We start from the raw sequence: 22,647 nt of genomic DNA on the forward strand, positions 1-22,647 counted from the left end.
GACCCGCCTCTCGGCGCTTTGTCTGGATGATGCTTCTGTAACAGATCAGCGATTGATCAGCGCGATGACGGCATCGGTGATCTGGCGGGTCGTGGCGGTGCCGCCCAGGTCCGGGGTGTGCAGGCCGCTCTCGGTCACCGCTTCGATGGCCGACATCAGCTGTTTGGCGGCAGCCGGCTCGCCCAGGTGTTCGAGCATCAGCGCTGCGGTCCAGAAGGTCGCGATCGGGTTGGCGACCCCTTTACCGGTGATGTCGAAGGCAGAACCGTGAATAGGTTCGAACATCGATGGGAATTGCCGCGACGGGTTGAGGTTGGCGGTCGGTGCGATACCCAGGCTGCCAGACAAGGCGGCGGCCAGGTCGGACAGAATGTCGGCGTGCAGGTTGGTGGCGACAATCACGTCCAGCGTGGACGGTTTGAGCACCATGCGGGTGGTCACGGCGTCGACCAATTCCTTGTCGATCTTCACATCCGGGAAATCCTTGGCGACTTCATAGAAAATCTCGTCCCACAGCACCATGCCGTGACGTTGTGCGTTGGACTTGGTCACCAGAGTCAGGTGCTTGCGTGGTCGACTCTGCGCCAGCTGGAACGCAAAACGATGAATGCGTTCGACACCGGCACGGGTAAACACCGACACCTCAGTGGCGACTTCTTCGGGCAGGCCGCGGTGCACGCGGCCACCATTGCCGGAGTACTCACCCTCGGAGTTCTCGCGTACCACGACCCAGTCGATCTGGTCGCCGTTGTGCAGTGGGCTTTTCACGCCGGGCAGTACCCGGGCCGGACGCACGTTGGCGTACTGGTCGAAACCCTGGCAGATCGGCAGGCGCAGGCCCCAGAGGGAAATATGGTCCGGCACATTCAGCGCGCCGACGGCGCCGAAGAAAATCGCGTCGAAGGTTTTCAGCTCTTCAAGGCCGCCATTGGGGATGTAGTGGCCGGTTTTGAGGTAGTGCTCCGAGCTCCAGTCAAAATCCTTGAAGGCGATTTCGAACCCGGATTTTTTCGACAGGGCTTTCAGCACCTCAACGCCGGCAGCAATCACTTCGATACCAATTCCGTCACCTGGAACGGCCGCAATATTGTAAGCAGTCATGAGTCATCACCTTCGTTGGATGTTCTTGTTTTCCCTGTCGTTCACGCCCAGTGACAGGGTGTGAGCAGAGTTTAAGCAGGAATTCCAAGGCAATAAGCTACTGAAAATCACTACATAAATTACTTGAGGTTACTAATAGCTGCGCTCATTCTGTGTAGTCCGTCCTTGTCTTGAGCCAGACATGAACCAGACGCTAGACCTCTCATTTTTCCACCTGCTCGCCACCCAGGGCAGCCTTGCGGCCACGGCACGCGAGCTCGGCGTGACCCCACCGGCAGTGAGCAAACGGCTGGCAGCGCTGGAGGCACGGTTTGGTGTTCGCCTGGTCAACCGCACCACCCGCTCGATGAGCCTGACCTCGGAGGGCGAGCTGTATTTTTCCCACGCTGCGCGCATCCTCACGCAGATCAACGAGGTCGAGCAGATGGTCGTCAGTAGCCGCGCGACGCCCAAAGGGCTGATCCGCGTAAATGCCTCCCTCGGTTTTGGCCGGCGGCATATCGGCCCGGCGCTGGCCGCGTTCTTCAGCCGCTACCCGGACGTGGAAGTACAGCTGGAGATCACCGACCACCCGCTGGATCTGGCGGCCCACGGCTTCGACCTCGGGATCCGCTTCGGCACGCTGCCGGATGCGGCGTTCCATGCCCGCAAGATCGCCTCGAACCGCCGACTGCTGTGCGCGTCACCGCTTTATCTGGAGAAGCACGGCACGCCCCAGCGCCTGTCTGATCTGCAGCAGCACAACTGCATCTTCATCCGGCAGAACGAAACGCCGTATGGCCTATGGAGTTTCACCCATGGCAGCCGTACGCAGAACATCAAGGTCCGGGGTGCTTTGGGCTGCAATGACGGGGAGGTGGCCCTGAACTGGGCATTGGAAGGTTACGGGATACTGATGCGTGCCGAGTGGGATATCGCCCGTTATGTACGCAGCGGCCGGCTTCGCCTGGTGCTGGAGGACGAAACCCCCACTCGGGCGGACGTCTATGCGGTCTACCCTCAGCAGCTGCACCTGTCAGCGCGGGTCCGCAGCCTTATCGACTTCCTCGTCGAACGTTTCGCTCATATTGATCATGTTGAAGATGCCGAATGACCGGTCCGCTGGGTTCACGCTTTTCCAAGGGGACGTCAAGATCAGGAGTATCTGCCCAAGATGCAGGTGGAGCGCGTGATCAGGACTTGGGCCACAACATGCCCAGGTCGCCTTGACCGGCAGTGATCCCATACCATCTGACCGTTCCCGGTGATCATTTAGCACTTGTTGCGTTTGAACCAACGATTCAAGTAGTCAGTATCGAACACCGTCGGATCGAACCTTTTGCCTCGCCATTGCACCATGGCGTCATGGTCGGGATGTCCAGGGTCTTCCATGGCGCTCAGGTACATTTCATAACCGTGAGGGCCGCCCACGTCTTCGGGTGGGCAGGTGTTGGCGCCGTCTATGCAGTAGGGTACGTGCTTGTAGGTAGTGGCGGGCAGTGTTTCTTCGACCTTGATGGTATGGAGCCAGTCGTCTCCGAAGTCGTAGAGGTAGTTGAAGGTCTTCTGCCCTTGCAGCGCTTTGATCAGCGTCTTTCGCGCCTCCGGATTCACAGGGGCACCCCAGCCATCGGGATCGGGAATCCCGTACTTCACACCTGCAATCTCAAACTCATGAAGGTGGCAATCGTGCCAGCCCATCACGGCCTGGATCACATCATGCAGTTTGCCCAGGGTGATGTTTTCTGGAACGGCGAACCGACGCCAGATGGTCGGTTCGATCCCTACCAGCTCGATGCGAAGGACTGTCAGATCGCGGGGGATTTTGCGGAGCTGGGGGTTGCTTGGCATGTAGTGCATTCCATTGGTGGCGCGCAGATCGAGGTACGTTCAGGGCTGCTGCCCTGGCATTGCTCCAGCATCGGCAAAAGGTCCGCTTGGGCTTGGCTATCCCGGCAGCGAACATAGCCAAAGATTATGGATGCCCCCACGATGACGATTCAAGTCTTGGGCGTGGATGATCTGTCCGGTCGGGAATCAGGGAGGGCGTCAGAACCTTTGCGACGAGGGCTCGGCTCTGACGTCGCAACCCATGGAACTGCATTGAACGGCCTCAGATAATGCCGACCTGAAGCAGCGCCAATTCAAATCCACACATCATTCACAGCAGTCCGCTCACCCCCTTCATGCCCCGTATTCAAAACCCCTCGGGGTTCGATCATCATCAGTTTCGCCTCACCCTGCGCGGCGGTCCTGTGCTCCACCCCACGTGGCACCACATATAATTCGCCGGGGTTCACATAAACGCTGCCCTCCGGCAGATCGATACGCAAGGTGCCTTCAAGCACCAGAAACGCTTCGTCCGTTTCCGGGTGCGAATGCCAGATGAATTCACCCTCGATGCGCACGACCTTGAACTGGTAGTCGTTCATTTCTGCGACCACCCGCGGGCTCCACTGCTGTTCGATCAGCGAAGCCTTCTGGGCCAGGTTTACAGGGCGTTGCTGCTGTGTGTCGGACATGACGGATCCTCCTGAGTTGAGGTGGTCAGCGTATCGAACCCAAACCACTCCGTTCTTGTACGATCCTGCAAGTCAGCGCAAAGGCCGCAAGCGCTCCAGCCAGCGCAGCGGAGGCACGCCGTAGCAACGGGTGAAATGCCGGGTCATGTGGCTCTGATCGTGAAAGCCCGCCGCCAGGGCTGCATCGACCAGGGTGAAGCCATCCAGCAGCAACCGGCGAACACTGTCCAGGCGCCGCAACGTGACGAAGCGGTAGGGGCTGGTGCCGTAAAGGGCGCGAAAGTCCCGTGACAAGCTCCATTGCTCGCGTCCGCTGGCCTGTTCGAGCATCTCCAGGGTAATGCCCAGGTGCAGGTGCTCCATGATGAATGCCTTGGCGCGCTCGGCCGAGCGATAGTCCAGGCGCTTGCGGCCGCGCGGCTTGCCACCGACCGCACGCAGTGCCATGGCCAGGTCATAGAGAGCGTCCTGCTCCTCCAGCGTTTCAAGTGGGTGATCCAGCGCCTGCACGAAGGTTTCACTGGCGCGGTACAGGCGCGGGTCCAGGGACAATCCGCCGGCAATGAAAGGCAACGGCTCGCCGCCGAGCACGTTCTGAATCAGCGCGGGGTCGATATAGGCCATGCGGTAGCGAAAGCCCGCGTCGGTACCGGCCATGCCGTCGTGCACTTCGTCTGGGTGAAGGACGAGGGTATTACCCGGTACGCCGTGGCACAGCGTGCCCTTGTAATGAAAACTCTGCACACCGGCGAGGGTGCGGCCGATCGAGTAGGTGTCGTGACGATGAGGGTCGTAGCCGTGACTGCCGAACCAGGCTTCGATGCGCTCCACGCTGCCGGGGTGGGCGCTGCGGATGACCCAATCGGCGGTGGTTGCCTGGTTTGCTTTTCGGTCCATGAATAGTCGTTCCGAGTGAGTTCGACGAAATATTCTCACATAAATTGAGTCGCTAATCTCGGACGGATCCTACATACAAACTGATTGTTAATTTTTTAGCCTCCGTGCCTTCACCTACAAGGAGTTGGCGAAATGGCTACCACGGTTACCTGTCAATGACGGGCAGAAGACAAGGTCTTATCTCCGCTGGATGCTCTGCTACCGACTCGATTGGCAATCGATGCCAAAGTGCTCATCTGGACGAAATAATGGTGCTCTCTTTCAGCCATAATTTGTCCAATCTGGGCAACACCGAACAGACCACACATCGCCCTATCTTGATAACCAAGTACATCGATAAAGCTACTCCGCTGTTGGCAGAGGCATTGACCAATCGAGAAATTCTCGAGTGTCGAATCAATCTCTATCGCATCAATGCTGCGGGAAAACACGAATGTTATTTCAAGATTGATCTGTCTGATGCAATCATTGTTGATCAGCGAATGGAGGTTCCTTACTCAGTCCTGCTGAATGCTCAAGATCCTCAGGAATACCTCGCCATCCGCTACGGATTTATTGCTTGGCATCACTTGACCGCTAATACGAGCGGCTATGCAACGTGGGGAGATGTTGCATGAGGAATGGCGGCAATTACGCAGCCACGTCGACCGAGGTTTGGGAGGTCAGCCATTTGGCAGCGCGGCTCACACAATATGCGTGTGAGGTTGGCGCCCATCACTTGCAGGATGATGTGCTCAAAGCACAGTTTACTCAGGAAATTGCGTATTTAGGCCAAGTGATTGTTGAAGATGTGCGCGCTGGCAATATTTCAGCTGATGAGGGTCGAGAAGCTCTTGAGCAAGAGTATCGTGAACTGCTCCGGCAAATCTGGGAGTACTCAAAACTCGTAGCTGGCGTGACTGCAGGGGTTTTGCAGATAGGCACTGGGATCGCTGTCTGCAAATTTACTGCTGGGTTCGGGTGTGCTATCGGAGGCTTTCCTATGATAATGCATGGGATGAACAATATTTATGAAAATGGCATGAACATTGTTCAAAGACGTACCGATAACGTGGGTCCTGTCCGGAGAATTTATCAGAATGTCGCCGTTGCGGCGGGCGGCGTAAAGTCCGATGGTAACGTAGCCTACGGAGTTTCGGATCTCGGCCTGTCAGCCTACAATTTGGGTAGGCTTGTGTTAAGGCCAGGCGCTTGGCGGTTGTTTCGTTATGTTGAGGCAGATAAAACGCGTGCGATAAAGACCATGAGTACCCACTCGATAGTGTTTGAGGTGGGAGTGGACATGTTGACCGGTGATCAAGTTCTCGTTGAGCTGAGGGATAAGTAATGGCCTGGTTGTTCGTTTCATGTGTCGTGCTTGGCATATGCGCCGCATTTGCCCTGCGAGCCAGGTGTTCAGGGCCGCATCTTGGCTATGGATTGTTTTGCCTATGCCTAGTTTTTAATCTTTTCTTTATAACGTACTATATGAGAATTTTGGAGTTCGACCGTTTTTTGTTCTTCGGGTATCATCCTGACTTCGTTAAGGAAAATATTTTTGTGGGCTGGGCTGCATTAATAGGCGTTTTTCTACATTGCGGGGCAATGCCTACACGAGGTTAGGTTTGAGTAACGTGCCACCGGTCAGCGCCAGGGCACTCCCACCCAAGCTTAATCCTCTGAGTTACAGACACGCAGCAACGCTGCGCTGCAAACCGGAGAACGATCATGGCAATCGATCACAATGGCCCCGATGCTCCCTACCCAGGCCCCGCCGATGTCGCGCCAGATACCGGCACAGGCCACGGCACCGGCCTGGAACAAAGCGAATCCGAACCCAAGCAGGGCGCTGGTGAGAAATGGTCCGAGAAGCGGCCCGAGGATTGGAATCCGCCGCCTGGCAATCCTGGGTCCGATCAGGATGCTCAGGTCGAGCGAGATAACGGTACTGCTCGCACCCAACAAGACACTGCGCAGCAGTCGAGCAGTAAAGAGGACGAGGTGCCGCTGCCTGCCGACGATGAATCGCCGGTCGATCAAGAAATGAGGGATGTGGATGCCAACAACTCGGTGTCCAGCGAGCACCCGCAGCCTCGTTGAGTATCAAAGCCTGAGCGAGCGCCGGACCCCACTCAGTGGGAGCGGCTTCAGCCGCGAAGCGAGCGACGCGGTGGATGGCACCGGCGTTGCCGGTGTTCGCGGCTGAAGCCGCTGCCACGGGGCCCGATCAGGCGCCGCCGCGGAAGCAACTCACTCCCCACGCCGTTAGCTTGAACGGCAAGTGGTAGTGCTCCGTGGCATCACCAATGCCAAAGCGATAAACCAACTCATCCAGAAAGGGAGTGTCAGCAATCGACGCTCCGCGCGCGCGATAAAACGCAGCCACCTGAAGGCGCACTTCATAGACCCCGACGCCAAAGCAATCACCCAGCGTCTCCAGCAGCGGCAACAGCCCCCGCTCATCCACGTAACCCTCCAGGATGGGCGCTTGCCCGACCGCACCGATACTCACGCCCATCCCCTGCGCCACGCGCCCACTGGCGACATCGACCACATGGATCGAAACACCCCCGTTCATTTCCAGAATCCCTCATGCGCCGTAGCCGCCTCATCTTCCAACAACGGCCCGTGCACGCAAACTTCACGCTGACCTCGGGCGAACACCTCGCGGCAGGGCAGGGAGAACGTCGGGTTTTCCGGGTGCGCCCCGGTCAGCCCGAGCAACGTGTGCTCCGACAGTGCGTACACCACGCGGCCGATGCCGGTCCAGTACACGGCCCCGGCACACATGCAGCACGGCTCGGCGCTGGTATAGAGCGTGCAAGCGGCCAACGCTTCAGGCGGCAACGCTTTGGCGGCCAACGCGGCGGCGACCAGTTCAGCGTGCTGTGTGGGGTCGCCTTGCGGTGGCATGGAGTTGTTGCCGGCGCTGGCGATTACCCGGCCACTGGCATCGGCGACGATGGCCGCGAAGGGGTGGCGGCCGCGTTCGCGGGACTGTTCCGACAGTTGGATCGACTGGCGCAGCAGGTCTAGATCAAGGGCGGTTACACCGCTGGCGGCGTTTAGATTGGCTGTGGTCATGATGGCTCCTTGGGTCAGGCAGGTTGTAAGTACGCAGCAGCACTAGTCACTTGGCCACGCTGGCATCGCCGGTGTCGTGGGCAGTGGCTTCGTTGTTGAGCAACAGGTTGAGGGTGATGGCGGCGATCGCGCCGAGGAAGATGCCGCTTTCCAGCACCAGTTTGAGCGGGCCGCTCAGGTGATGGAAAAGGGCGGGGAAAGACATGGGCAACACGCCGATGCTCACTGACACCGCAACGATGATGCCGTTGCGCGTGCCTTCGAACGGGACCCGCGACAGCTCCTGGATGCCCGCTACGGTGGTCATGCCGAACATGACGATGGCGCACCCACCGAGCACAGGTGTAGGCACGGCGGCGATCAGTGCGCCCAATTTCGGGAACAGGCCCATCAGCACCATGATCGCGCCAGCGGCGGCGACCACGAAGCGACTCTTGACGTTGGAAAGGGCGATCAGCCCGGTGTTCTGGGTGAAGGCGTTGTACGGAAAGCTGTTGAACAGCCCGCCGAGCATCGTCGAGAAACCATCCGCGCGGAAGGCGTTGCCGAGCGTGGTCTGGTCGGTGGGCTTGCCGACCAGTTTACCGATGGCCAGGCAGTTGCCGGTGGTCTCGGCCATGATCACCAGCATCGCCAGCAGCATGATCAGGATCGGCACGCTGGAAAACTGCGGTACACCAAAAGCCATCGGCGGGCTGAATTCGAACCAGGCGGCCTGGCCGACGTTGCCGAAGTGCGTCATGCCAAAGGCCGCCGCCAGCAGGCTGCCGCACACCAGGCCGATCAGCACGCTGAGGTTGCCGATAAAACCAGAAAAGCGTGCGTACACCACCAGGGTAATGGCCACTGTCGCCATGCCCAGCAGCAGGTTGGCCGGCTTGCCGAAGTCTGGCGCGTCAGGGTTGCCGCCGCCCAGCCATATGGCCGCTGCCGGCATCAGCGAAATGCCGATGATGGTGATCAGGCTGCCGATCACCACGGGCGGGAAGAAGCGCAGCAGGCGGCTGAACAGCGGCGCGATGGCGATGGTGATGGCCCCGGCGGCGATGACGGCGCCAAACACTTCCTGTAGGCCGAACTGCTTGCCGATCATGATCATCGGTGCCAGCGCGATGAACGAGCAGCCCTGGATCAGCGGCAGCCGTGCGCCGAAGCGCCAGAATCCGAGGGTCTGAATCAGCGTGGCGATGCCGGAGGTGAACAGGTTGGCGTTGATCAGCGTGACGATCTGCGCCTGGGTCAGGCCCAGCGCGCTGCCGAGAATGAGCGGGACCGCGACAGCGCCGGCATACATCACCAGCACGTGCTGCAAGCCGAAGGTGAACAGTTGCCGCAGTGGTAATACTTCGTCCACCGCGTGGACCTTTGTGTGGCTCATGGCGTGAATCTCCTGAAGGTGCGGCTCTTTTCGTTGTTTTGGCGCCTGGAGTGACACGCAGCGCAGGGAAGCACGGGCAGCTGCCAGCGTTGTCGAAGGTGATAGTCCTGCCAAACAAACGATGGAACAAATGAGTAACCATCGTTAGCATCGATGGATCAGGTCATGAAAGCGGGGTCGGTGATGCGCTTTTCGCTGGAGCAATTGCAGGTGTTCGTCGCTGCGGTGCAGGCAGGTTCGTTTTCGGCAGCGGCCAGGCGACTTGGGCGCACCCAGTCGACGGTCAGCGCTGCGATCAGCAACCTGGAAACCGACCTGGGCGTGGAGTTGTTCGACCGCACCAGCCGTATCCCGGCATTGACCGCAGCGGGCCATAAACTGTTGTTGCGGGCCGAGGGCATCCTTGAGCGCTGCTATGCCCTGGAGGGCAGCGCCGATGGTCTGGCAGAGCAGGCGGAGCCAGCACTCACGCTCGCTATCGAGGTGCCGTACGCTTCGTTGATCCCCGCATTGAAGGCCTTTGATGAAGCGTTTCCTTTTGTCGACCTGCTGATTCGCCACCCCGTGCATGGCGATGTGAGCGAGATGGTGGACAAAGGCGAAGCCGACCTGGGCATCGCCTTTTCCCAGCCCGGTTACCCACCAACATTGGCCTTCCAGCAACTGGGCAAACTGATCATGGCCCACGTGTGTCACGCCTCGCATCCGCTGGCGCAACTGCAGATCTGCCCTTTCGCCGACCTCCATGCCCACCGCCGCCTGGCGTTCTTCGGCCACGCGCGGAAGCTGCCCAGCAGCGAATACCTGCGCGCTGCGCAGGTCTGGCAGGCCGAGAGTTATCTGGCCTTGATGGAGATGGTGCGGGGCGGTTTGGGCTGGGCGACGTTGCCACGGCAGCTCATCCAGCGGGAGCTGGATTCGGGTGAGCTGGTCGAGCTGCAACTGCAGGCGTACCCGCACACCGACTGGCTGGTGGGCGTGGACCTGCTTTGGCATCAGCAGCGCAGGCTGGGGCCAGCGACCCGATGGTTGCGCGATTGCCTGCGGCGTACCAAGGTGTTCGAACTGGACCGGCGTGGCAGGCCCACCACGTTGTAGGCGGCGCTGCAGCGTGGCCGGTTGGCCGTCGCCTGTGGAACTTCAGCTGAATTATTTCCTGTCCTGAAAGTCAGGTTATAAGTCACCAATCCTTCCGGAGGTCCTCATGCATCCCTACACAGTGCAGTACCAACTCAATGGCCAACAAACTTCTCACACCTTTGAACTCAAGCAGCCCAGCCTCGCTCGACACGAAGCGGCGCTTCACTTGATGGTGCTGCACTTCGGTGACGGCGAAAACAGTCTGGTCATGCCGCCCGCCGATGCCACGCCTGCAGAGGTACTGGCTCAAGCCGAAGTACTTGGCTTGTCGGAAATCGAAATCGCCTGAAGGCTCGGCCTGGCCGGGTGCTGCTCCCGGCCGTCAATCCACCCACCGCCACAGTGGCTCATCCAGCAACCCGACCCCCCGCAACTGCGTCTGGCCCTGCTGCTTCTCCAGCTCCAGTACTTTGCACCCCTCACACGCCTTCAGCGCCTCGATCAGCGGCCGGCTGTGCGACACCACCCACACCTGGCTACGTTGCGAAGCACGAATGATCAGCCGTGCCAAAGCCGGCAGCAGGTCGGCATGCAGACTGGTTTCCGGTTCGTTGAGCACCATCAGCGATGGCGGTCGCGGCGTCAGCAGCGCGGCCATCAGCAGCAGATAGCGCAGGGTGCCGTCCGACAGTTCCGCGCCGCCCAGGGGGCGCAGCAGCCCGTGCTGGTACAGCTGCACGCTGAACAGTCCCCCGGGCGGTGCATTGATTTCCAGGCGGCTGCCGGGAAACGCGTCTTCCAGCGCGGCGACGAGGTCTTCAACCTCACCGATTTCGATGATGGTCTGCAGCGCCGAAGCGAGGTTGCGGCCATCGTGATGCAGCACCGGCGAACGCGTGCCCAATTGGGGTTGGCGACACGGGGCATCGCGGTCGATGCGGAAGTGATCGTAGAACCGCCAGCTGTTGATGAACGCACGCAACTGGCCAATCTCCGGTGCCTGGCGAGGGCGGCCGACGATGTTGAAAAAGCTCTCGCCGCTGTCGGCGTGTTGGTCGAGCACAGTCCAGCCGTTGCCCTCGCGGGCACGCACCATGGCGTTCTTGCGCTCCACCAGCAGGGATGAAGGGCGGTAGGCGCCAGCGCCCCAGATGGCTTCGCTCTTGATCTCGGGGTCGAGCATGAAGGCGGTCGGGTAGGGCAGGGGTATCGGCAGGCCGAGGGAGATGGCGAAGCCGAAATCCTCGGTGGCGAACCCTAGGCGCAGGCGTTTCACGTCGCTCGGGTGCTCGCCCTGGATGGGCACCTCGCCCCGTTTCATCCGCGCACTCGCTTGCGGGCCGGCCCACCAGGTCGAATCCAGCCCGCCTTCGCGCGCGAGGGCTTCGATCACGCCGCCCTGGGCGGTCTCGGCGAGCAGGCGCAGGGCTTTGTAGAGGTTGGATTTACCGCTGCCGTTGGCGCCTGTGACCAGGTTGAGTTGGCCCAGCGGGAGTACCAGGTGGTTGATCGAGCGGTAGTTGCCAATGGCGAGGGTAGTCAGCATGCGGTGCGTTCCAGCTTTAACCAGGCGACGGATTGTGGCCGAAGCGCAACGGCCTTGCCAGTTTCGACACCCAGTGCTCAACCTTCAGGAGGGGTAACCCCGCACACGAACTCATCCGACCCAAGGCGGTGCGAGCCGTACTCGACGACGTACTCAGGCCCGCGGCGCTGGGCCTCGACCCTGGCTGTTCTCTGATCGGCATACACGTCCACAAAATGCCAGGGATGCCGGTCACGCAGCACGCCCCAGCCCAGCACCCAGCCCTCCTTGTCTGGGTCTGCCGGCAGGTTTTTTGCCAGGCTGCGAATGGTCATTGCGGTTGTCCTCGCCACAGGCATGCGGCGCGTTCGCCACAGCCCAAGATAATCAATTGCGAGCCTTCAACAGCACCGCAAGTCCCACCGCCAGAGCTGCAATCAATGCCCCCACCCAGCCCAGCGATGCCAGGCCCATGTGCTCGATGGTCGCCCCGCCAATCGCCGCGCCTATTCCGATCCCGCCATTGGCTGCCGACACATTCAGGGTTCCGGCCAGCGCCTGGGCTTTGCTGCCGGCGCCCATCACCCGCACCTGGCACACCGGGAACAATGCAGTATAGGCGATGCCCCACGCGCTCAACGCCACCACCAGCAACCACAGGGTATCGATTGCCGGCGCCACGCTGGCCATGCCCGCACCCAGTACCACCAGCAGCAGCACGGTGGCCCCGAGTGGGCTGCGGTCCACCAGGCGACCGCCGATGGCATTGCCCAGCATGCCCACCGCGCCGAAGCCCATCAGCCACCAACCCACCTGGGCATTCGGTACATGTGCGAGGCGTTCAAGGATGTCGGCGAGGTAGGTGTAGGCGCTGAACATGGCGGTAAACACCAGCACCGACAGCACCACGTGAAGTATGAATGTCGGGTCCTGCAGAATCACTGACTGACGCTCACCCGCTGGCCGTTTCGGAGCATTCGGCAGCGACGGCATGAACATCCAGATCAGCAAGGCAATGACCAGGCAAAGCCCGCCGATCAGCATGAACGTGGCCCGCCAGCCGACCGCGGTGGCCGCCAGTGTGCCGAGGGGGATGCCGAACACGAACGCCGCCGTGATGCCCATGTACACCTGGGCCACCGCCTTGCCTTCATTGCCTTTACCCGCCAGCTGAGCGGCCGACTCGCTGGCCGTCCCCCAGAACACAGGAAGCAAGGCCGCTGCCAGAATGCGCGAGAACGCCATGGTCCAGAAGTCCGTGGCTACCGCAGACAGGCCATTGGATACGGCAAAGATCAGCACGATGGTCAGAAAAAGTTTTTTGCGGTCCCAATGGGAAATCGCGGCCGTGAGAAACGGGCCCACCAGCATCACCGTGAAGGCGAACACGGTCACCAGTTGGCCGGCCTTGGCAATGCTGATATCCAGCTCGCGCGCCAGTCCGGGCAAGATACCGAGGATGATGAACTCGGTGGTCAATACGGCGAAAGCGGCGATCGTGAGGATCAGTATGCTTAGGCCTGCCCGGGCATCTGCCGTTTCAGACGCGGGCGCAGAGGTGGCTTGCATGAGGGTGTACTCCAAACATCTAAAATTGAGGACGTGAGCGTACCTTGGAATAAAATGATCATCTGCGGCATTTAGGCAATAATTGACAGGAATTCAATTCCACAATAGGTGCCCAGGGTGCAGAACGAACAACGCTTGAAGGGGCTGGCGGTTTTCATTTGTGTGGCGGAGGCGGGTAGCTTTACGGCGGCTGCCGAACGCCTGCACCTGACCACCTCCGCCGTGAGCAAGAGCGTGGCGCGGCTGGAGCAACGGTTGCAGGCCAGGCTGTTCGAGCGCAGTACACGCCGCCTCGCGCTGACCGACGCCGGACGCAACTACTACCGCACCTGCAAGGGCATCATGGCCGAACTCGACGAGGCCGAGATGGAGATGCACAGCGATCAGACCGAACCGCGCGGCCGCCTGCGCATCGATCTACCCGCCTCGTATGGCAAGCTTCGCGTTCTGCCGCTGCTGATCGACTTCATCGCCGAACACACGCTGCTGTTGCCACACATCACCCTCACAGACCGCTTCGTCGATCAGGTCGAGGACGATATCGACATTCTGGTGCGTATCGGTGGCCCGGATATTTGGCCCAACGGCGTGGAGCGCCGGCTGATCGGTGTGCAGCGGCAGATTTTCTGCGCCACGCCCGCCTACCTGCAGCGGCACGGCGAGCCCCGTTCGGAAAGCGAACTGCACGAGCACGGCTGCGTGCTCTACGGCAGAACAGACGGTGGTGTCTACCCGCTGCACTTTCCCGGCGTACATGCCGAGGGCAGCGAGCAACGCGTGGTGGCGGGCCGCATAGCCATTGGCAATGCCGAGGGGCAACTGGCGATGGTGCTCGCAGGCTTGGGCATCGCGCAACTGCCGACATGGCTGGTTCAGGAGCAGCTCGACGCTGGCACACTGGTGCCTATCCTGCCAGGCCTCACCACGCGCGGGCTGCCTATCCACGTCGCCTGGCTCACCAGCCGGCAGTCGCTGCCAAAAGTGCAGGCGTTGGTCGAGGTGATCTGTAACAGCTTCGGTGCAGAAGGAAGCCCAGGCACAGCGTGTAAAGATAGGTAAAAGTGCACACCGGCCAAGCTGCTGCGGACCTAGAATCCGCACGCTGCCCAACCTGGCATCAGGCAGGCGGCAGATCTTGGCTTTTGGAGCGTTTTGATGAAGTTGAAACAGTTAGTTCGCGCAGCGCTCGTCGCCGCTTTGGTATCCACCTTGGCGGGTTGCTGGATGTTCATGCCGCCCGGTGGCGGTGGTGGTGGCGGGCATGGTGGATTCGGCATGGGTGGCCACGGCGGCGGGCCTCGCTGATCGGTCTTCCCGCCCGAGCAAGGACGCTCCATCGACACTCAGCGCTCGGTTCGCCACCCCAAACGGCACATGCACCATCGGCAAATCCCCCGCCGCCGACGTCAGGTGCGTACGCTGATCATCAAAGAACATATGCGGCTTGAGAATCGACAGCACCCGGTCCTTCTCCATCCCGCCGAGAAAGAACGACTCATCCGGCGAAACCCCCCAGTTCTTCAGCGTCGTCACTACTCGCTCATGCGAAGGCGCATTGCGCGCGGTGACGATGGCGATGCGCAGGATGCGCTTGTAGTCCGGGTATTCGGCCAGCTTGCGATCTTCGAGCTGGCGAATCAGCGAAAGCTTGCGGTACAGGTCCGCCAGCGGCCCTGGCTGGTGCGGGATGGCTTTGTGCGCATGCTCATGGGCCTGGAATTCATTCAGGTCCTGGCGCTGCTTGTACACGCTTTCCGCTTCATCATCGGCAATCACCCCATCGAAGTCGAAAGCCACCCGCAGTTCGGTGTCGATCTCGTCGTCGTAGATCTTGCTCGGCAGCACCAGGCCGGCGGGGTAGTCGGCGTCGATGGCGCGCTGCACATCGCCTTCGTGGGCGCTGAGGAACAGCGATGCGTTGAAGGCAGGGATGTATTCGTAGGGCGAGCGGCCAGACATGAACGCCGCGCGGGTGATGTCGAGCCCGTAGTGATCGATCGAGCGGAACACCCGCAGGCCAGTCTCCGGGGAGTTGCGCGAGAGCAGCACCACTTCTACCGGTAACTGGTCAGGGAAGGCTTTGTTGATGCTCAGGAAGCGGCGGATGAAGGGAAAGGCAACACCCTTGGGGAAGGGCACGTCGAGGTTGGCTTCCTGGTGCAGACGGTAGGCCTCGACCCCATGGCTTTGGTAGATGTCATCGGAGTCGGTCAGGTCGAACAGAGCGCTGGAAGCGACGCCGACCACGAGTTTCTGTTCGATGGGGTAGGGCATGACGGGCTTCCTGAAAGCGAGATGGGGAATAGCTACGGCAACAGGCTACACAAGGCGTGGCTTTTTTTCCCATATGTTCACCGCGCAACGGTAGCAGCGACACAGAATGTCGCAGCCCTGATCCAGGATGCCTCTCATCCCAATCGGATCAAGGAACTCAACCATGAAGGAACTGACCTGCTTCGCCATCGGCCTGGCCGTTGGCCTGTTGCTGATGAAAAAAAGCCAGACAGTCGATGACCTCAAGCGCGAACTTGAACGCGAGCGCGGGCGGAACACTGGCTGAAGCAAGATCCGTCATTTGCACATATGGCTTTTTGCTACTGGCGGTAAATTCCGGATAGTGCTAAAAAGCCATCAACGGACCGTTCGCCGGGTATATGACGCCAGCGAACCATCATCAAGGTTGATCGAGCACGGCTCCATGTCAGATCCCAAAGACAGGCTGTTCAGGCATTTGGCCCTGCTGCGGCTCATTCCTCGCGAACCGAAAAGCATCACCACCAGCGAATTATTCGCGCGTCTCAAGCGTGAACGCTTCGAATTCGATCCCCGTACCTTGCAACGTGACCTGGCCGGGCGTCTGGCGCTGGACTTTCCGTTGCTCTGCGATGAAAGCCGCAAGCCCTATCGTTGGAGCTTCCCCGGCGATACCCCGTACTTCGACTACCCGGCGCTGGACACACCCACTGCGCTGGCGTTCGTCCTTGCCCAGAGCCACTTGGGCAAACTGATGCCGCCCAGTGTGATGAAGCTGTTGATGCCGCACTTCGACCTGGCGCACCGCCAGCTCAAGGCGTTGCAGCACAACCACCTGGCGCAGTGGAGCGACTGTGTGCGCGCGATGCCCAATGGCAAGGCGCTGCAGCCTGCCGAAGTGGACCCCGCCATCTGGTCGCAGGTTGCGGATGCGCTGCTCGACCGGCGCCAATTGCAGGTGCAGTACCTCAGCCGCAGCAAGGGCCAGACCAAGACACTGCGTTTGCACCCGATGGGTGTCGTCTCGCGTCATGCCATCAGCTACCTGATTGCCGTGGTCGACGGCTACACCGATGCCCGCCAGTTTGCACTGCATCGTATCCAGCAGGTCACCTGCCTGGACGCTGAGGCGCGATCGGCGCAAGGCTTCGACATCGACGACTACGTGCAGGGCGGTGGTTTCAACAGCCCGGGGCCGGTAGCGCGCGTCGAGTTGATCGCAGAGGTTGCCCCGCAGATCGCCTGGCTGCTGAGCGAAACGCCGCTTGCGCCAGACCAGCGCCTGGAGCCGCTGCTGGGAACCGAGTGGCAGCGTGTCCGCGCCACTGTGCACGACGACCAGGAGACGCTGTGGTGGTTGTTCGGTCTGGGCGAAAACCTGCGCCTGCAAGCACCTCACAACTGGGTCCACGCCATTCAAACCCGGCTTGCGGAGGCGCAGGCGTTGTATGCGCAGCCGTTGGCCGAACCTGCTTCCATTGCCAACCCCATCCTCGGCAGACAGGAAAACCCACAATGAAGTCTGATGCGTCCAAGCCGTCCACCGCCCTTGACTCGAACAACCTTGACGAGATCCAGCGGGACATCATCCAGAGCGTGACGGCACTTTCCGCCAGCGAAACCGTCAGCCGCTTCGGCAGTGCCAACGCCGAGTACATCAAAGGCTTCACCGGTGTCGATAACGAGACCGGGCAGCGCTTCGCCAAGGGACTGGCCGACATCGCCAAGCACAAGGTCAACGACGACCCTTTGTACGCCAAGCAGAACATCAAGCAACAGGCCGGCTATTCAGCGGAGGTGGCCACCACCAGCCGTGACAATGCCGAGGCCATCATCAGTGGCTCGAAAGTGCGTACCTCGCGCAGTGACGACCTGGCCCAGTACGGCCGAAACCACAACGTGGTTGACCGCGTGCAGATCCTCGATGGACAGATCATCGAAGGTACGCAGTCGCAGATGAAGTTCGTGGGTAACCGAGACCAGTTGCTCGAAGACATCGCCAGCGAGAACGGCAAATTCTCCCGCTACCGTGGGGTCAAGCTGGAGCTGCCGTCCGAGCAGTTCGACGGCGCAGAGGCGCATTGCCGAGCGAAGGCACTTGCCCTGCGCGAGCAGGCCACCCAGGTCGACGCGGCAGGCAAGCCTGATGTCGCCGCCAAACTGCGCCGCGACGCTGACAACTATGACCAATTGGCAGACAACGTCAAAGACAGCGGCCTGACCACCGAAGACGCCATCTTCTACCGTGAGCACCCCGAGCTGGCCACCGCCATGGACATTACCCGCACCAGCCACCGCGCTGGGGTGGAAGGTGCCAAGTATGGAGCGATGGTCGGCGCCAGTATTTCTGCATTGCAAAATGTATTTGCGGTTGCTCAGGGCAAGCAGGACGTTGCCGAAGCAGCACTGGCGCTGGCCACCGATACTGCCAAGGCAGGCGCGCTCGGCTATGGCACGGCGTTCGTCGGCGCTGCGCTCAAGGGCGGCATGCAGCAGTCGGGCAGCGTTACCCTGCGCAATCTGGCCAATACCAACGCGCCTGCCATGGCGGTAAACGTCTGCCTGTCGCTGGGCAGCTCGATCAAGCGCTATGTCACAGGGGACATCAGCGAAGCGCAATTGCTTGCCGAAGTCGGCGAAAAAGGCTCGGGCATGCTGGCCAGCAGCATGATGGCGGCCGTCGGCCAAGTTGCCATTCCGATCCCCTTCGTCGGTGCCGCGGTGGGAGGCATGATCGGTTACACCCTCTCTTCGCTGTTCTATCAGGCTGCCCTGGACGCTGCCCGCGGTGCGGAACTATCCCGGGCGCAGCTGGAGCGCACCCGTGCGATCCAGGGCGCTGCACGTGATCGCATTGCCACAGAACAGGCGGCCCTGGATGCCTTCACCCGCCGCGAAATCCCGCAGCTGCAACAAGAAACACAGCAGCTGTTCTCGAAGATCAATGCCACCGGCAGCGTCAGTGCTGATGAGGTGGCTGCGGCAATCAACGCGTACGCCACGCTGCTGGGCAAGAATCTGCAGTTCCACACGCAGGACGAGTTTGACAGCTTCATGGACAGCGACAGCCCGCTGGTCCTTTAAACCGCTTGCCTACCTGAAGTATTCCCCAAGGAACAAGGACACCACCGTTCATGCTGATCAAGCTCCTGTCCGCACCGGACAAAAAACACCTGGTCGACCTGGCGAAGCTGCTGGCGCTTTCCGACAAACCGCTGCTCTGGGATGGAAAAACCTCCGCCCAGCTTACCTCCGACACCGATCTCAAAGAGCTGACGATCGAAGAGGGCGAGCACGAGCGCGAGCTGATTGCAGACTTGGAGCATGCAGCCGGCATTTCTTCCTCGGTATCGCCGACCCTGCGCATGTTCCTGGCCACCTGCGAGATCGGCGAACGCCTGGTCGAGGTGACCAAGACCTTCCCGATCACCCAGGCAGAGCGCCCGGAGTCCCGGGTTCAGGCGGCCAAGACCGTGCTCAAGGAATTGCTCAAGGACAAGAAATCCGAGCAACCGTCCGCACCGAAAGTGATGCTGTTCGAATTGCTGCTGGTAGCCCTGCGCGACGGCAACATCTCCAGCATCGAATGGGCGCTGCTCAAAGAGTTTCAACAACACCACAAACTTGAAGACTTCATCTTCGACGACCTCCTCGAACGCGCGGAAGTGCTGAACAAGGAAGTCAACAAAACCATCTCCATCGTGCTTGAGTAAGGATCACATCATGCCACTTCCCCTGCTTATCGGTGCCGCCGCCATTGCCGGCATCTACGGTGCAGTCAAAGGCGTCAGCGGCGCCATCGATCACAGCAATGCCAGCGACCTCAACGAAGATGCTCGCACCCTGGTCAACAAGGCCAACGAGCAGATTGAAGAGCAGCGCAAGACCACCAACAGCACGCTGGAAGATTACGGCCAGCGAAAACTGCGCGCGTTCAACGGCGTGGTAGCCGATTTCATCACCACGTTCGAACGCATCAAGAACGTCGAGCTGTCGCAGAGCCCCGAGCTGGACAAGCTCAATGCGGGTGACTTCACCAGCAAGACCCTGACCGGCCTGCGCCAGGATTACAAGGCGCTGCAGGACGCCGGTCTGGGCTTGGGCGCTGGCTTGAGCGGTGGTGCGGCACTGGCCTTCGGTGCCTACAACGGCACCATGCTGCTGGCCACCGCCAGCACCGGCACGGCGATTTCCTCGCTGGGTGGCGTGGCCGCGACCAACGCGACGCTGGCCTGGCTAGGCGGTGGTTCGCTGGCGGCTGGTGGCTATGGCATGGCAGGCGGCATGATGGTGCTCGGCGGCATCGTTGCCGGCCCTGCGCTGGCCATCTTTGGCCACGTGCTGGGCAACAAAGGCGAAGAGGCGCTGAACAAGGCGCGCAGCAACATGGAGCAGGCACGCACCATCCGCGACGAAGCCAAGTTGCTGACCGACAAACTGAGCGCCATCGCCCAGGTTACCACGCTGGCTAACAACACCTTCTCCAACGTCAGCTCGCAGCTGCGCCGCGCGGTGAACGAGCTGAAAACCGTCATCGAGCAGCAAGGTGTCGACTACCGTGCTTATTCCGACCAGAGCAAGAAGGTGGTATTCGGGTCGGTCAAGTTCGCCCAGCTGCTCAAGGCCATGATCGATACCCCGATCCTGGATACCGATGGCAACCTGGTGCTGGCCACGGAAAAACGCATCAAGGACGTGACTCTGGTTGCCAACGGCAAGAAAGCGGGCCTGGATGCCCCCGTCGCTTGATTGCGCTCAGGGAGTGATTCACACCTGAAGCTACGGTGCCCACGCGTCGCGTGGGCACTTTCTTTGCAAACCCGATCGCGTTGGGGCGCACATGTCCATGACGGCTTCACAGCGTTCCCTGTTCCCCTGCAATCAATGTGGCTTGTGCTGCCAGCGTGTTGATCAGTCTGCCGAAACCCGCGACCTGGATCGTGGCGACGGGACCTGCAAACACTACGACGCGGTGCAGAAGGGGTGCAGCATCTATGCAGAACGCCCTGATATCTGCCGGGTGGATCGTCAGTACACCCAGCGGTTTGCCCAACATTACAATTGGGAAGAATTCGTCACCCTGAACGTGGCGGTTTGCACTGCCCTGCAGAAGGAAGCCGGTCTTTCAGGGTAATCACTCATAAAGCCAAGGCTTCAACTCTTCCAGGTTCTTCACCACGATCTGCTGCGCCGACGCCTTGGCCTCCAGCTTCTTAGGGTCGATCTGATACCGCTGCAACACATAGCCAACCAACGCGCAGCGCGTCGGGATCACCAGCTCACCCTCCACCATGCCGAAGTCCACTTCGATAATCGCCTTCTGCGCAGGCTTGAGCCGCGAGTCCGGTTCGATCACCACATTGACCCGCATGTTCCAATCATCGTCCGTATCGATCAGGTTCTCGCTCATGCGCTCGTACTCGGGTGCCCCGCGGAACCGGCTCAACACGAAATCCCGGTACTTGCGGTTCTTCTCGCAGTAAGCACGCACATGCCAGCGCATGCCGGTGTAGATCAGCGTATGCGGCGAGATCAGCCGCGTTTCGGGCGTGGGGTTGGCCAGCGACACATACTCGATGGAAATCACCTCACCGTTGCGGCAGGCCCTGAGCAGCGGGCGCAGCACGTCTGGGCGGATGGTCCGGTCCGGCACTTGCAGCACCTTGGTGTGGGCATAGGCCAGCGCCAGACCTTCCACATGGGGTGCCCGCGCGTGGGTCTGGTTCAGCAGCTGCAAATAGGCATCGGCACTGTCATCGATGAACCGCGGCTTGAAGTGCTTGCCGGGTACATAGCCCTTCAGCTGCTTGTCATATGTAAGGTTTTTAGGCGCATGCTCGCTGATGTAGGTATTGATGTCCTTGGACGCCTGTTGGCGGCTGATGCCGAAGCTCTGCATCAGGTGGCCCGTGGTCAGACGGCCTTCCCACCAGGCGACGGTTTCGATCAAGCGGTAGCGAAGTGCCAGGTCCCAGCGGACCTGATTGATGTCCTGGGTGCGTTTCATGGGTCGTCCATGTGCGTGAATTGTTTACCTGTACAAGTCTACAATCTATACGTGTAAAAAATCACTACATATCCTTTGGCTGTCTTCCAAATGAATTGGCAAAAGGATTGAACATGACCACGACGGATATGATCTCGGCAGCGGCCCTTCTGATGATGGTGGTAATCGCTGTGCTGCTGATCGTGCAGTACCTCAAGACCCAGGAGGTGTGGGAGGCGATCGTCAACTGCAAGACCTCGATGCGCTGGGCACGGATCCAGGCGTCGGAAAACCGCGAGCTGCGCTCGGCGTTGCGGGCGGAGAAGGCGCATGTGGAGCAGTTGCAGAGGAAGGTGAGCTTGCTGGAGGCGTTGCTGCCCGAAGGGCAGTAGGTAATGCCCCTTGACGCTCGGCGTGGTCGAGCAGAGTGTCATGGGGTTATGCGCTGCAGTATGCGAAGAACGTCTTCAATGCGCGTGAGGGCTGCTGCCAATGCTTCTCAGCTATGGTCACCATTGGATTGGCTGACCATCCCATGCCCAGAAGGTGCCACTGTCCGCCGGCCCATGGCTGCCCACCTGCTCAAGAATGCACTGGGCTGCAAAAGCGGGTTCGAACAGTTGCTCGACCGGCACATTTGCCTGAAATGGCGCTGAAAGCCGGGTATCGGTCGTGCCAGGGTGCAGCAATAGCACCGTGGAAGCAGGGTTGAAACGTTTGAGTTCGATGCTGGCGGTCCGCATCAACTGGTTCAGGGCTGCCTTGCTTGCGCGATAGCTGTACCAGCCGCCCAGGCGGTTGTCGCCGATGGAGCCCACCCTCGCCGACAGCGCAGCGAAGATGCAGGGTTGCTTGCGTAACAACGGCAACAGGTGCTTGAGCAACAGGATCGGCGCGAACGCGTTGGTGGAAAAGGTGGCCTGCATGTGTTCCAGGTCGAGTTGCGCCAGGGCCTTTTCGGCCTTGGCGCCGTCCTGCTGCAGAATGCCCAAGGTGCTGATCACCAAATGAAGGTGTGCACACTGGCGTCCGACCTCGCGGGCGAGTTCGGCAAGCGATTGTTCGCGCCGGGCATCGCAATCGAACGCTACCAGGCGTTCTCCATGGGCTGCAGCCAGTGTGGCCAAGGCAACGCTAGCGCTGGCTTGGCGCGACACGGCCCAGACCGTTGCCACGTCATCGCGTTCCAATAGTGCTTCGCAGAGGGCCAGGCCGATGCCTTGGCTGGCGCCACAGACGAGTACATTTGCCGGGTGCTGCAGATTGGCGATCAGCGTCATCGTGAAACCGCTAT

Annotated in this window: 27 protein-coding genes; 14 read left to right on the top strand and 13 right to left on the bottom strand. The window is 60.5% G+C overall.

Annotation, left to right across the window (positions count from 1 at the left end):
• Window positions 1-45: 45 nt before the first annotated feature.
• On the bottom strand, window positions 46-1,101 hold the full coding sequence (locus ACIPZF_RS01670; protein WP_400794601.1) for a tartrate dehydrogenase: 1,056 nt from the start codon (window positions 1,099-1,101) through the stop codon (window positions 46-48).
• A 181-nt stretch (window positions 1,102-1,282) separates the two neighbouring features.
• On the opposite strand from ACIPZF_RS01670, the gene ACIPZF_RS01675 reads away from it, so the two are divergent.
• The gene (locus ACIPZF_RS01675) at window positions 1,283-2,194 is read left to right on the top strand and encodes a LysR family transcriptional regulator (RefSeq protein ID WP_400794603.1); all 912 of its coding nucleotides are present in this window, start codon (window positions 1,283-1,285) and stop codon (window positions 2,192-2,194) included.
• Window positions 2,195-2,352: 158 nt separating this feature from the next.
• Here the strand turns inward: ACIPZF_RS01675 and ACIPZF_RS01680 are convergent, their stop codons facing one another.
• The 3 genes from ACIPZF_RS01680 to ACIPZF_RS01690 form a co-directional block, all read right to left on the bottom strand.
• Complete coding sequence (locus tag ACIPZF_RS01680) at window positions 2,353-2,931, bottom strand: plasmid pRiA4b ORF-3 family protein (protein ID WP_400794605.1); 579 nt, start codon at window positions 2,929-2,931, stop codon at window positions 2,353-2,355.
• Window positions 2,932-3,224: 293 nt separating this feature from the next.
• A complete protein-coding gene (locus tag ACIPZF_RS01685; RefSeq protein WP_400794607.1) occupies window positions 3,225-3,602 on the bottom strand; it encodes a cupin domain-containing protein in 378 nt (125 codons plus the stop codon).
• Between the two features lie 72 nt (window positions 3,603-3,674).
• Window positions 3,675-4,499 carry an AraC family transcriptional regulator gene (locus ACIPZF_RS01690; RefSeq protein ID WP_400794608.1) on the bottom strand — a complete coding sequence of 275 codons (825 nt, stop codon included), beginning with the start codon at window positions 4,497-4,499 and terminating at the stop codon, window positions 3,675-3,677.
• A gap of 104 nt (window positions 4,500-4,603) precedes the next feature.
• On the opposite strand from ACIPZF_RS01690, the gene ACIPZF_RS01695 reads away from it, so the two are divergent.
• The 3 genes from ACIPZF_RS01695 to ACIPZF_RS01705 all read left to right on the top strand — a co-directional run bounded on the left by ACIPZF_RS01695 (window position 4,604) and on the right by ACIPZF_RS01705 (window position 6,578).
• Window positions 4,604-5,116, top strand: coding sequence for an Hcp family type VI secretion system effector (locus ACIPZF_RS01695; RefSeq protein ID WP_400794610.1), 513 nt, complete (start codon window positions 4,604-4,606; stop codon window positions 5,114-5,116).
• Window positions 5,113-5,826, top strand: coding sequence for a DUF4225 domain-containing protein (locus ACIPZF_RS01700; protein ID WP_400794612.1), 714 nt, complete (start codon window positions 5,113-5,115; stop codon window positions 5,824-5,826). Before ACIPZF_RS01695 ends, ACIPZF_RS01700 begins: the two co-directional genes overlap by 4 nt.
• Before the next feature lie 380 nt (window positions 5,827-6,206).
• A complete protein-coding gene (locus tag ACIPZF_RS01705) occupies window positions 6,207-6,578 on the top strand; it encodes a hypothetical protein (RefSeq protein ID WP_400794614.1) in 372 nt (123 codons plus the stop codon).
• A gap of 127 nt (window positions 6,579-6,705) precedes the next feature.
• Here the strand turns inward: ACIPZF_RS01705 and ACIPZF_RS01710 are convergent, their stop codons facing one another.
• The 3 genes from ACIPZF_RS01710 to ACIPZF_RS01720 are packed head-to-tail and all read right to left on the bottom strand — an operon-like array spanning window position 6,706 to window position 8,940.
• Entirely contained in the window at window positions 6,706-7,056 is a 351-nt protein-coding gene (locus tag ACIPZF_RS01710; RefSeq protein ID WP_400794616.1) for a hydroxyisourate hydrolase, read from the bottom strand.
• Window positions 7,053-7,562 (bottom strand): nucleoside deaminase, encoded by a 510-nt coding sequence (locus tag ACIPZF_RS01715; RefSeq protein ID WP_400794618.1) that lies wholly within the window; start codon window positions 7,560-7,562, stop codon window positions 7,053-7,055. Before ACIPZF_RS01715 ends, ACIPZF_RS01710 begins: the two co-directional genes overlap by 4 nt.
• Window positions 7,563-7,608: 46 nt before the next feature.
• Window positions 7,609-8,940, bottom strand: coding sequence for a nucleobase:cation symporter-2 family protein (locus ACIPZF_RS01720; protein WP_400794620.1), 1,332 nt, complete (start codon window positions 8,938-8,940; stop codon window positions 7,609-7,611).
• 183 nt (window positions 8,941-9,123) lie between these two features.
• On the opposite strand from ACIPZF_RS01720, the gene ACIPZF_RS01725 reads away from it, so the two are divergent.
• Window positions 9,124-10,038: a LysR family transcriptional regulator gene (locus tag ACIPZF_RS01725; RefSeq protein ID WP_400795013.1), complete on the top strand. Its 915-nt coding sequence runs from the start codon at window positions 9,124-9,126 to the stop codon at window positions 10,036-10,038.
• A gap of 106 nt (window positions 10,039-10,144) precedes the next feature.
• Window positions 10,145-10,369 (top strand): hypothetical protein, encoded by a 225-nt coding sequence (locus ACIPZF_RS01730; protein ID WP_400794622.1) that lies wholly within the window; start codon window positions 10,145-10,147, stop codon window positions 10,367-10,369.
• 33 nt (window positions 10,370-10,402) lie between these two features.
• Here ACIPZF_RS01730 and ACIPZF_RS01735 read toward each other — a convergent pair whose 3' ends face one another.
• The 3 genes from ACIPZF_RS01735 to ACIPZF_RS01745 form a co-directional block, all read right to left on the bottom strand.
• Entirely contained in the window at window positions 10,403-11,566 is a 1,164-nt protein-coding gene (locus tag ACIPZF_RS01735; protein ID WP_400794624.1) for an AAA family ATPase, read from the bottom strand.
• A 77-nt stretch (window positions 11,567-11,643) separates the two neighbouring features.
• On the bottom strand, window positions 11,644-11,880 hold the full coding sequence (locus ACIPZF_RS01740; RefSeq protein ID WP_400794626.1) for a hypothetical protein: 237 nt from the start codon (window positions 11,878-11,880) through the stop codon (window positions 11,644-11,646).
• 52 nt (window positions 11,881-11,932) lie between these two features.
• Window positions 11,933-13,114, bottom strand: a complete 1,182-nt coding sequence (locus ACIPZF_RS01745) for an MFS transporter (protein WP_400794627.1) — start codon at window positions 13,112-13,114, stop codon at window positions 11,933-11,935.
• A 117-nt stretch (window positions 13,115-13,231) separates the two neighbouring features.
• Between ACIPZF_RS01745 and ACIPZF_RS01750 the strand changes: the two genes are divergently transcribed.
• The gene (locus ACIPZF_RS01750; RefSeq protein ID WP_400794629.1) at window positions 13,232-14,173 is read left to right on the top strand and encodes a LysR family transcriptional regulator; all 942 of its coding nucleotides are present in this window, start codon (window positions 13,232-13,234) and stop codon (window positions 14,171-14,173) included.
• Window positions 14,174-14,284: 111 nt separating this feature from the next.
• On the opposite strand, the gene ACIPZF_RS01755 is transcribed toward ACIPZF_RS01750, so the two are convergent.
• Window positions 14,285-15,388, bottom strand: a complete 1,104-nt coding sequence (locus ACIPZF_RS01755) for a 5'-nucleotidase (RefSeq protein WP_400794631.1) — start codon at window positions 15,386-15,388, stop codon at window positions 14,285-14,287.
• Window positions 15,389-15,551: 163 nt separating this feature from the next.
• Here ACIPZF_RS01755 and ACIPZF_RS01760 point away from each other — a divergent pair, with 163 nt between their 5' ends.
• The 6 genes from ACIPZF_RS01760 to ACIPZF_RS01785 all read left to right on the top strand — a co-directional run bounded on the left by ACIPZF_RS01760 (window position 15,552) and on the right by ACIPZF_RS01785 (window position 20,501).
• On the top strand, window positions 15,552-15,674 hold the full coding sequence (locus ACIPZF_RS01760) for a hypothetical protein (protein WP_400794633.1): 123 nt from the start codon (window positions 15,552-15,554) through the stop codon (window positions 15,672-15,674).
• A 138-nt stretch (window positions 15,675-15,812) separates the two neighbouring features.
• On the top strand, window positions 15,813-16,886 hold the full coding sequence (locus tag ACIPZF_RS01765; protein ID WP_400794635.1) for a helix-turn-helix transcriptional regulator: 1,074 nt from the start codon (window positions 15,813-15,815) through the stop codon (window positions 16,884-16,886).
• Complete coding sequence (locus tag ACIPZF_RS01770) at window positions 16,883-18,451, top strand: hypothetical protein (protein ID WP_400794637.1); 1,569 nt, start codon at window positions 16,883-16,885, stop codon at window positions 18,449-18,451. The genes ACIPZF_RS01765 and ACIPZF_RS01770 overlap by 4 nt, the downstream gene beginning before the upstream one ends.
• A 50-nt stretch (window positions 18,452-18,501) precedes the next feature.
• Complete coding sequence (locus tag ACIPZF_RS01775; protein WP_400794639.1) at window positions 18,502-19,080, top strand: hypothetical protein; 579 nt, start codon at window positions 18,502-18,504, stop codon at window positions 19,078-19,080.
• 10 nt (window positions 19,081-19,090) lie between these two features.
• Window positions 19,091-20,116, top strand: coding sequence for a hypothetical protein (locus ACIPZF_RS01780; protein WP_400794641.1), 1,026 nt, complete (start codon window positions 19,091-19,093; stop codon window positions 20,114-20,116).
• A gap of 91 nt (window positions 20,117-20,207) precedes the next feature.
• Complete coding sequence (locus ACIPZF_RS01785; RefSeq protein ID WP_400794643.1) at window positions 20,208-20,501, top strand: YkgJ family cysteine cluster protein; 294 nt, start codon at window positions 20,208-20,210, stop codon at window positions 20,499-20,501.
• Here ACIPZF_RS01785 and ACIPZF_RS01790 read toward each other — a convergent pair whose 3' ends face one another.
• Window positions 20,502-21,374, bottom strand: a complete 873-nt coding sequence (locus ACIPZF_RS01790; RefSeq protein WP_400794644.1) for a helix-turn-helix transcriptional regulator — start codon at window positions 21,372-21,374, stop codon at window positions 20,502-20,504.
• 113 nt (window positions 21,375-21,487) lie between these two features.
• Here ACIPZF_RS01790 and ACIPZF_RS01795 point away from each other — a divergent pair, with 113 nt between their 5' ends.
• Window positions 21,488-21,745, top strand: a complete 258-nt coding sequence (locus ACIPZF_RS01795) for a hypothetical protein (RefSeq protein ID WP_400794646.1) — start codon at window positions 21,488-21,490, stop codon at window positions 21,743-21,745.
• A 117-nt stretch (window positions 21,746-21,862) separates the two neighbouring features.
• Here ACIPZF_RS01795 and ACIPZF_RS01800 read toward each other — a convergent pair whose 3' ends face one another.
• A complete protein-coding gene (locus ACIPZF_RS01800; protein ID WP_400794648.1) occupies window positions 21,863-22,633 on the bottom strand; it encodes an SDR family NAD(P)-dependent oxidoreductase in 771 nt (256 codons plus the stop codon).
• Between the last annotated feature and the right edge of the window lie 14 nt (window positions 22,634-22,647).

The sequence above is a fragment of the Pseudomonas sp. NPDC089752 genome (assembly GCF_044748725.1).
Taxonomy (GTDB): Bacteria; Pseudomonadota; Gammaproteobacteria; order Pseudomonadales; family Pseudomonadaceae; genus Aquipseudomonas.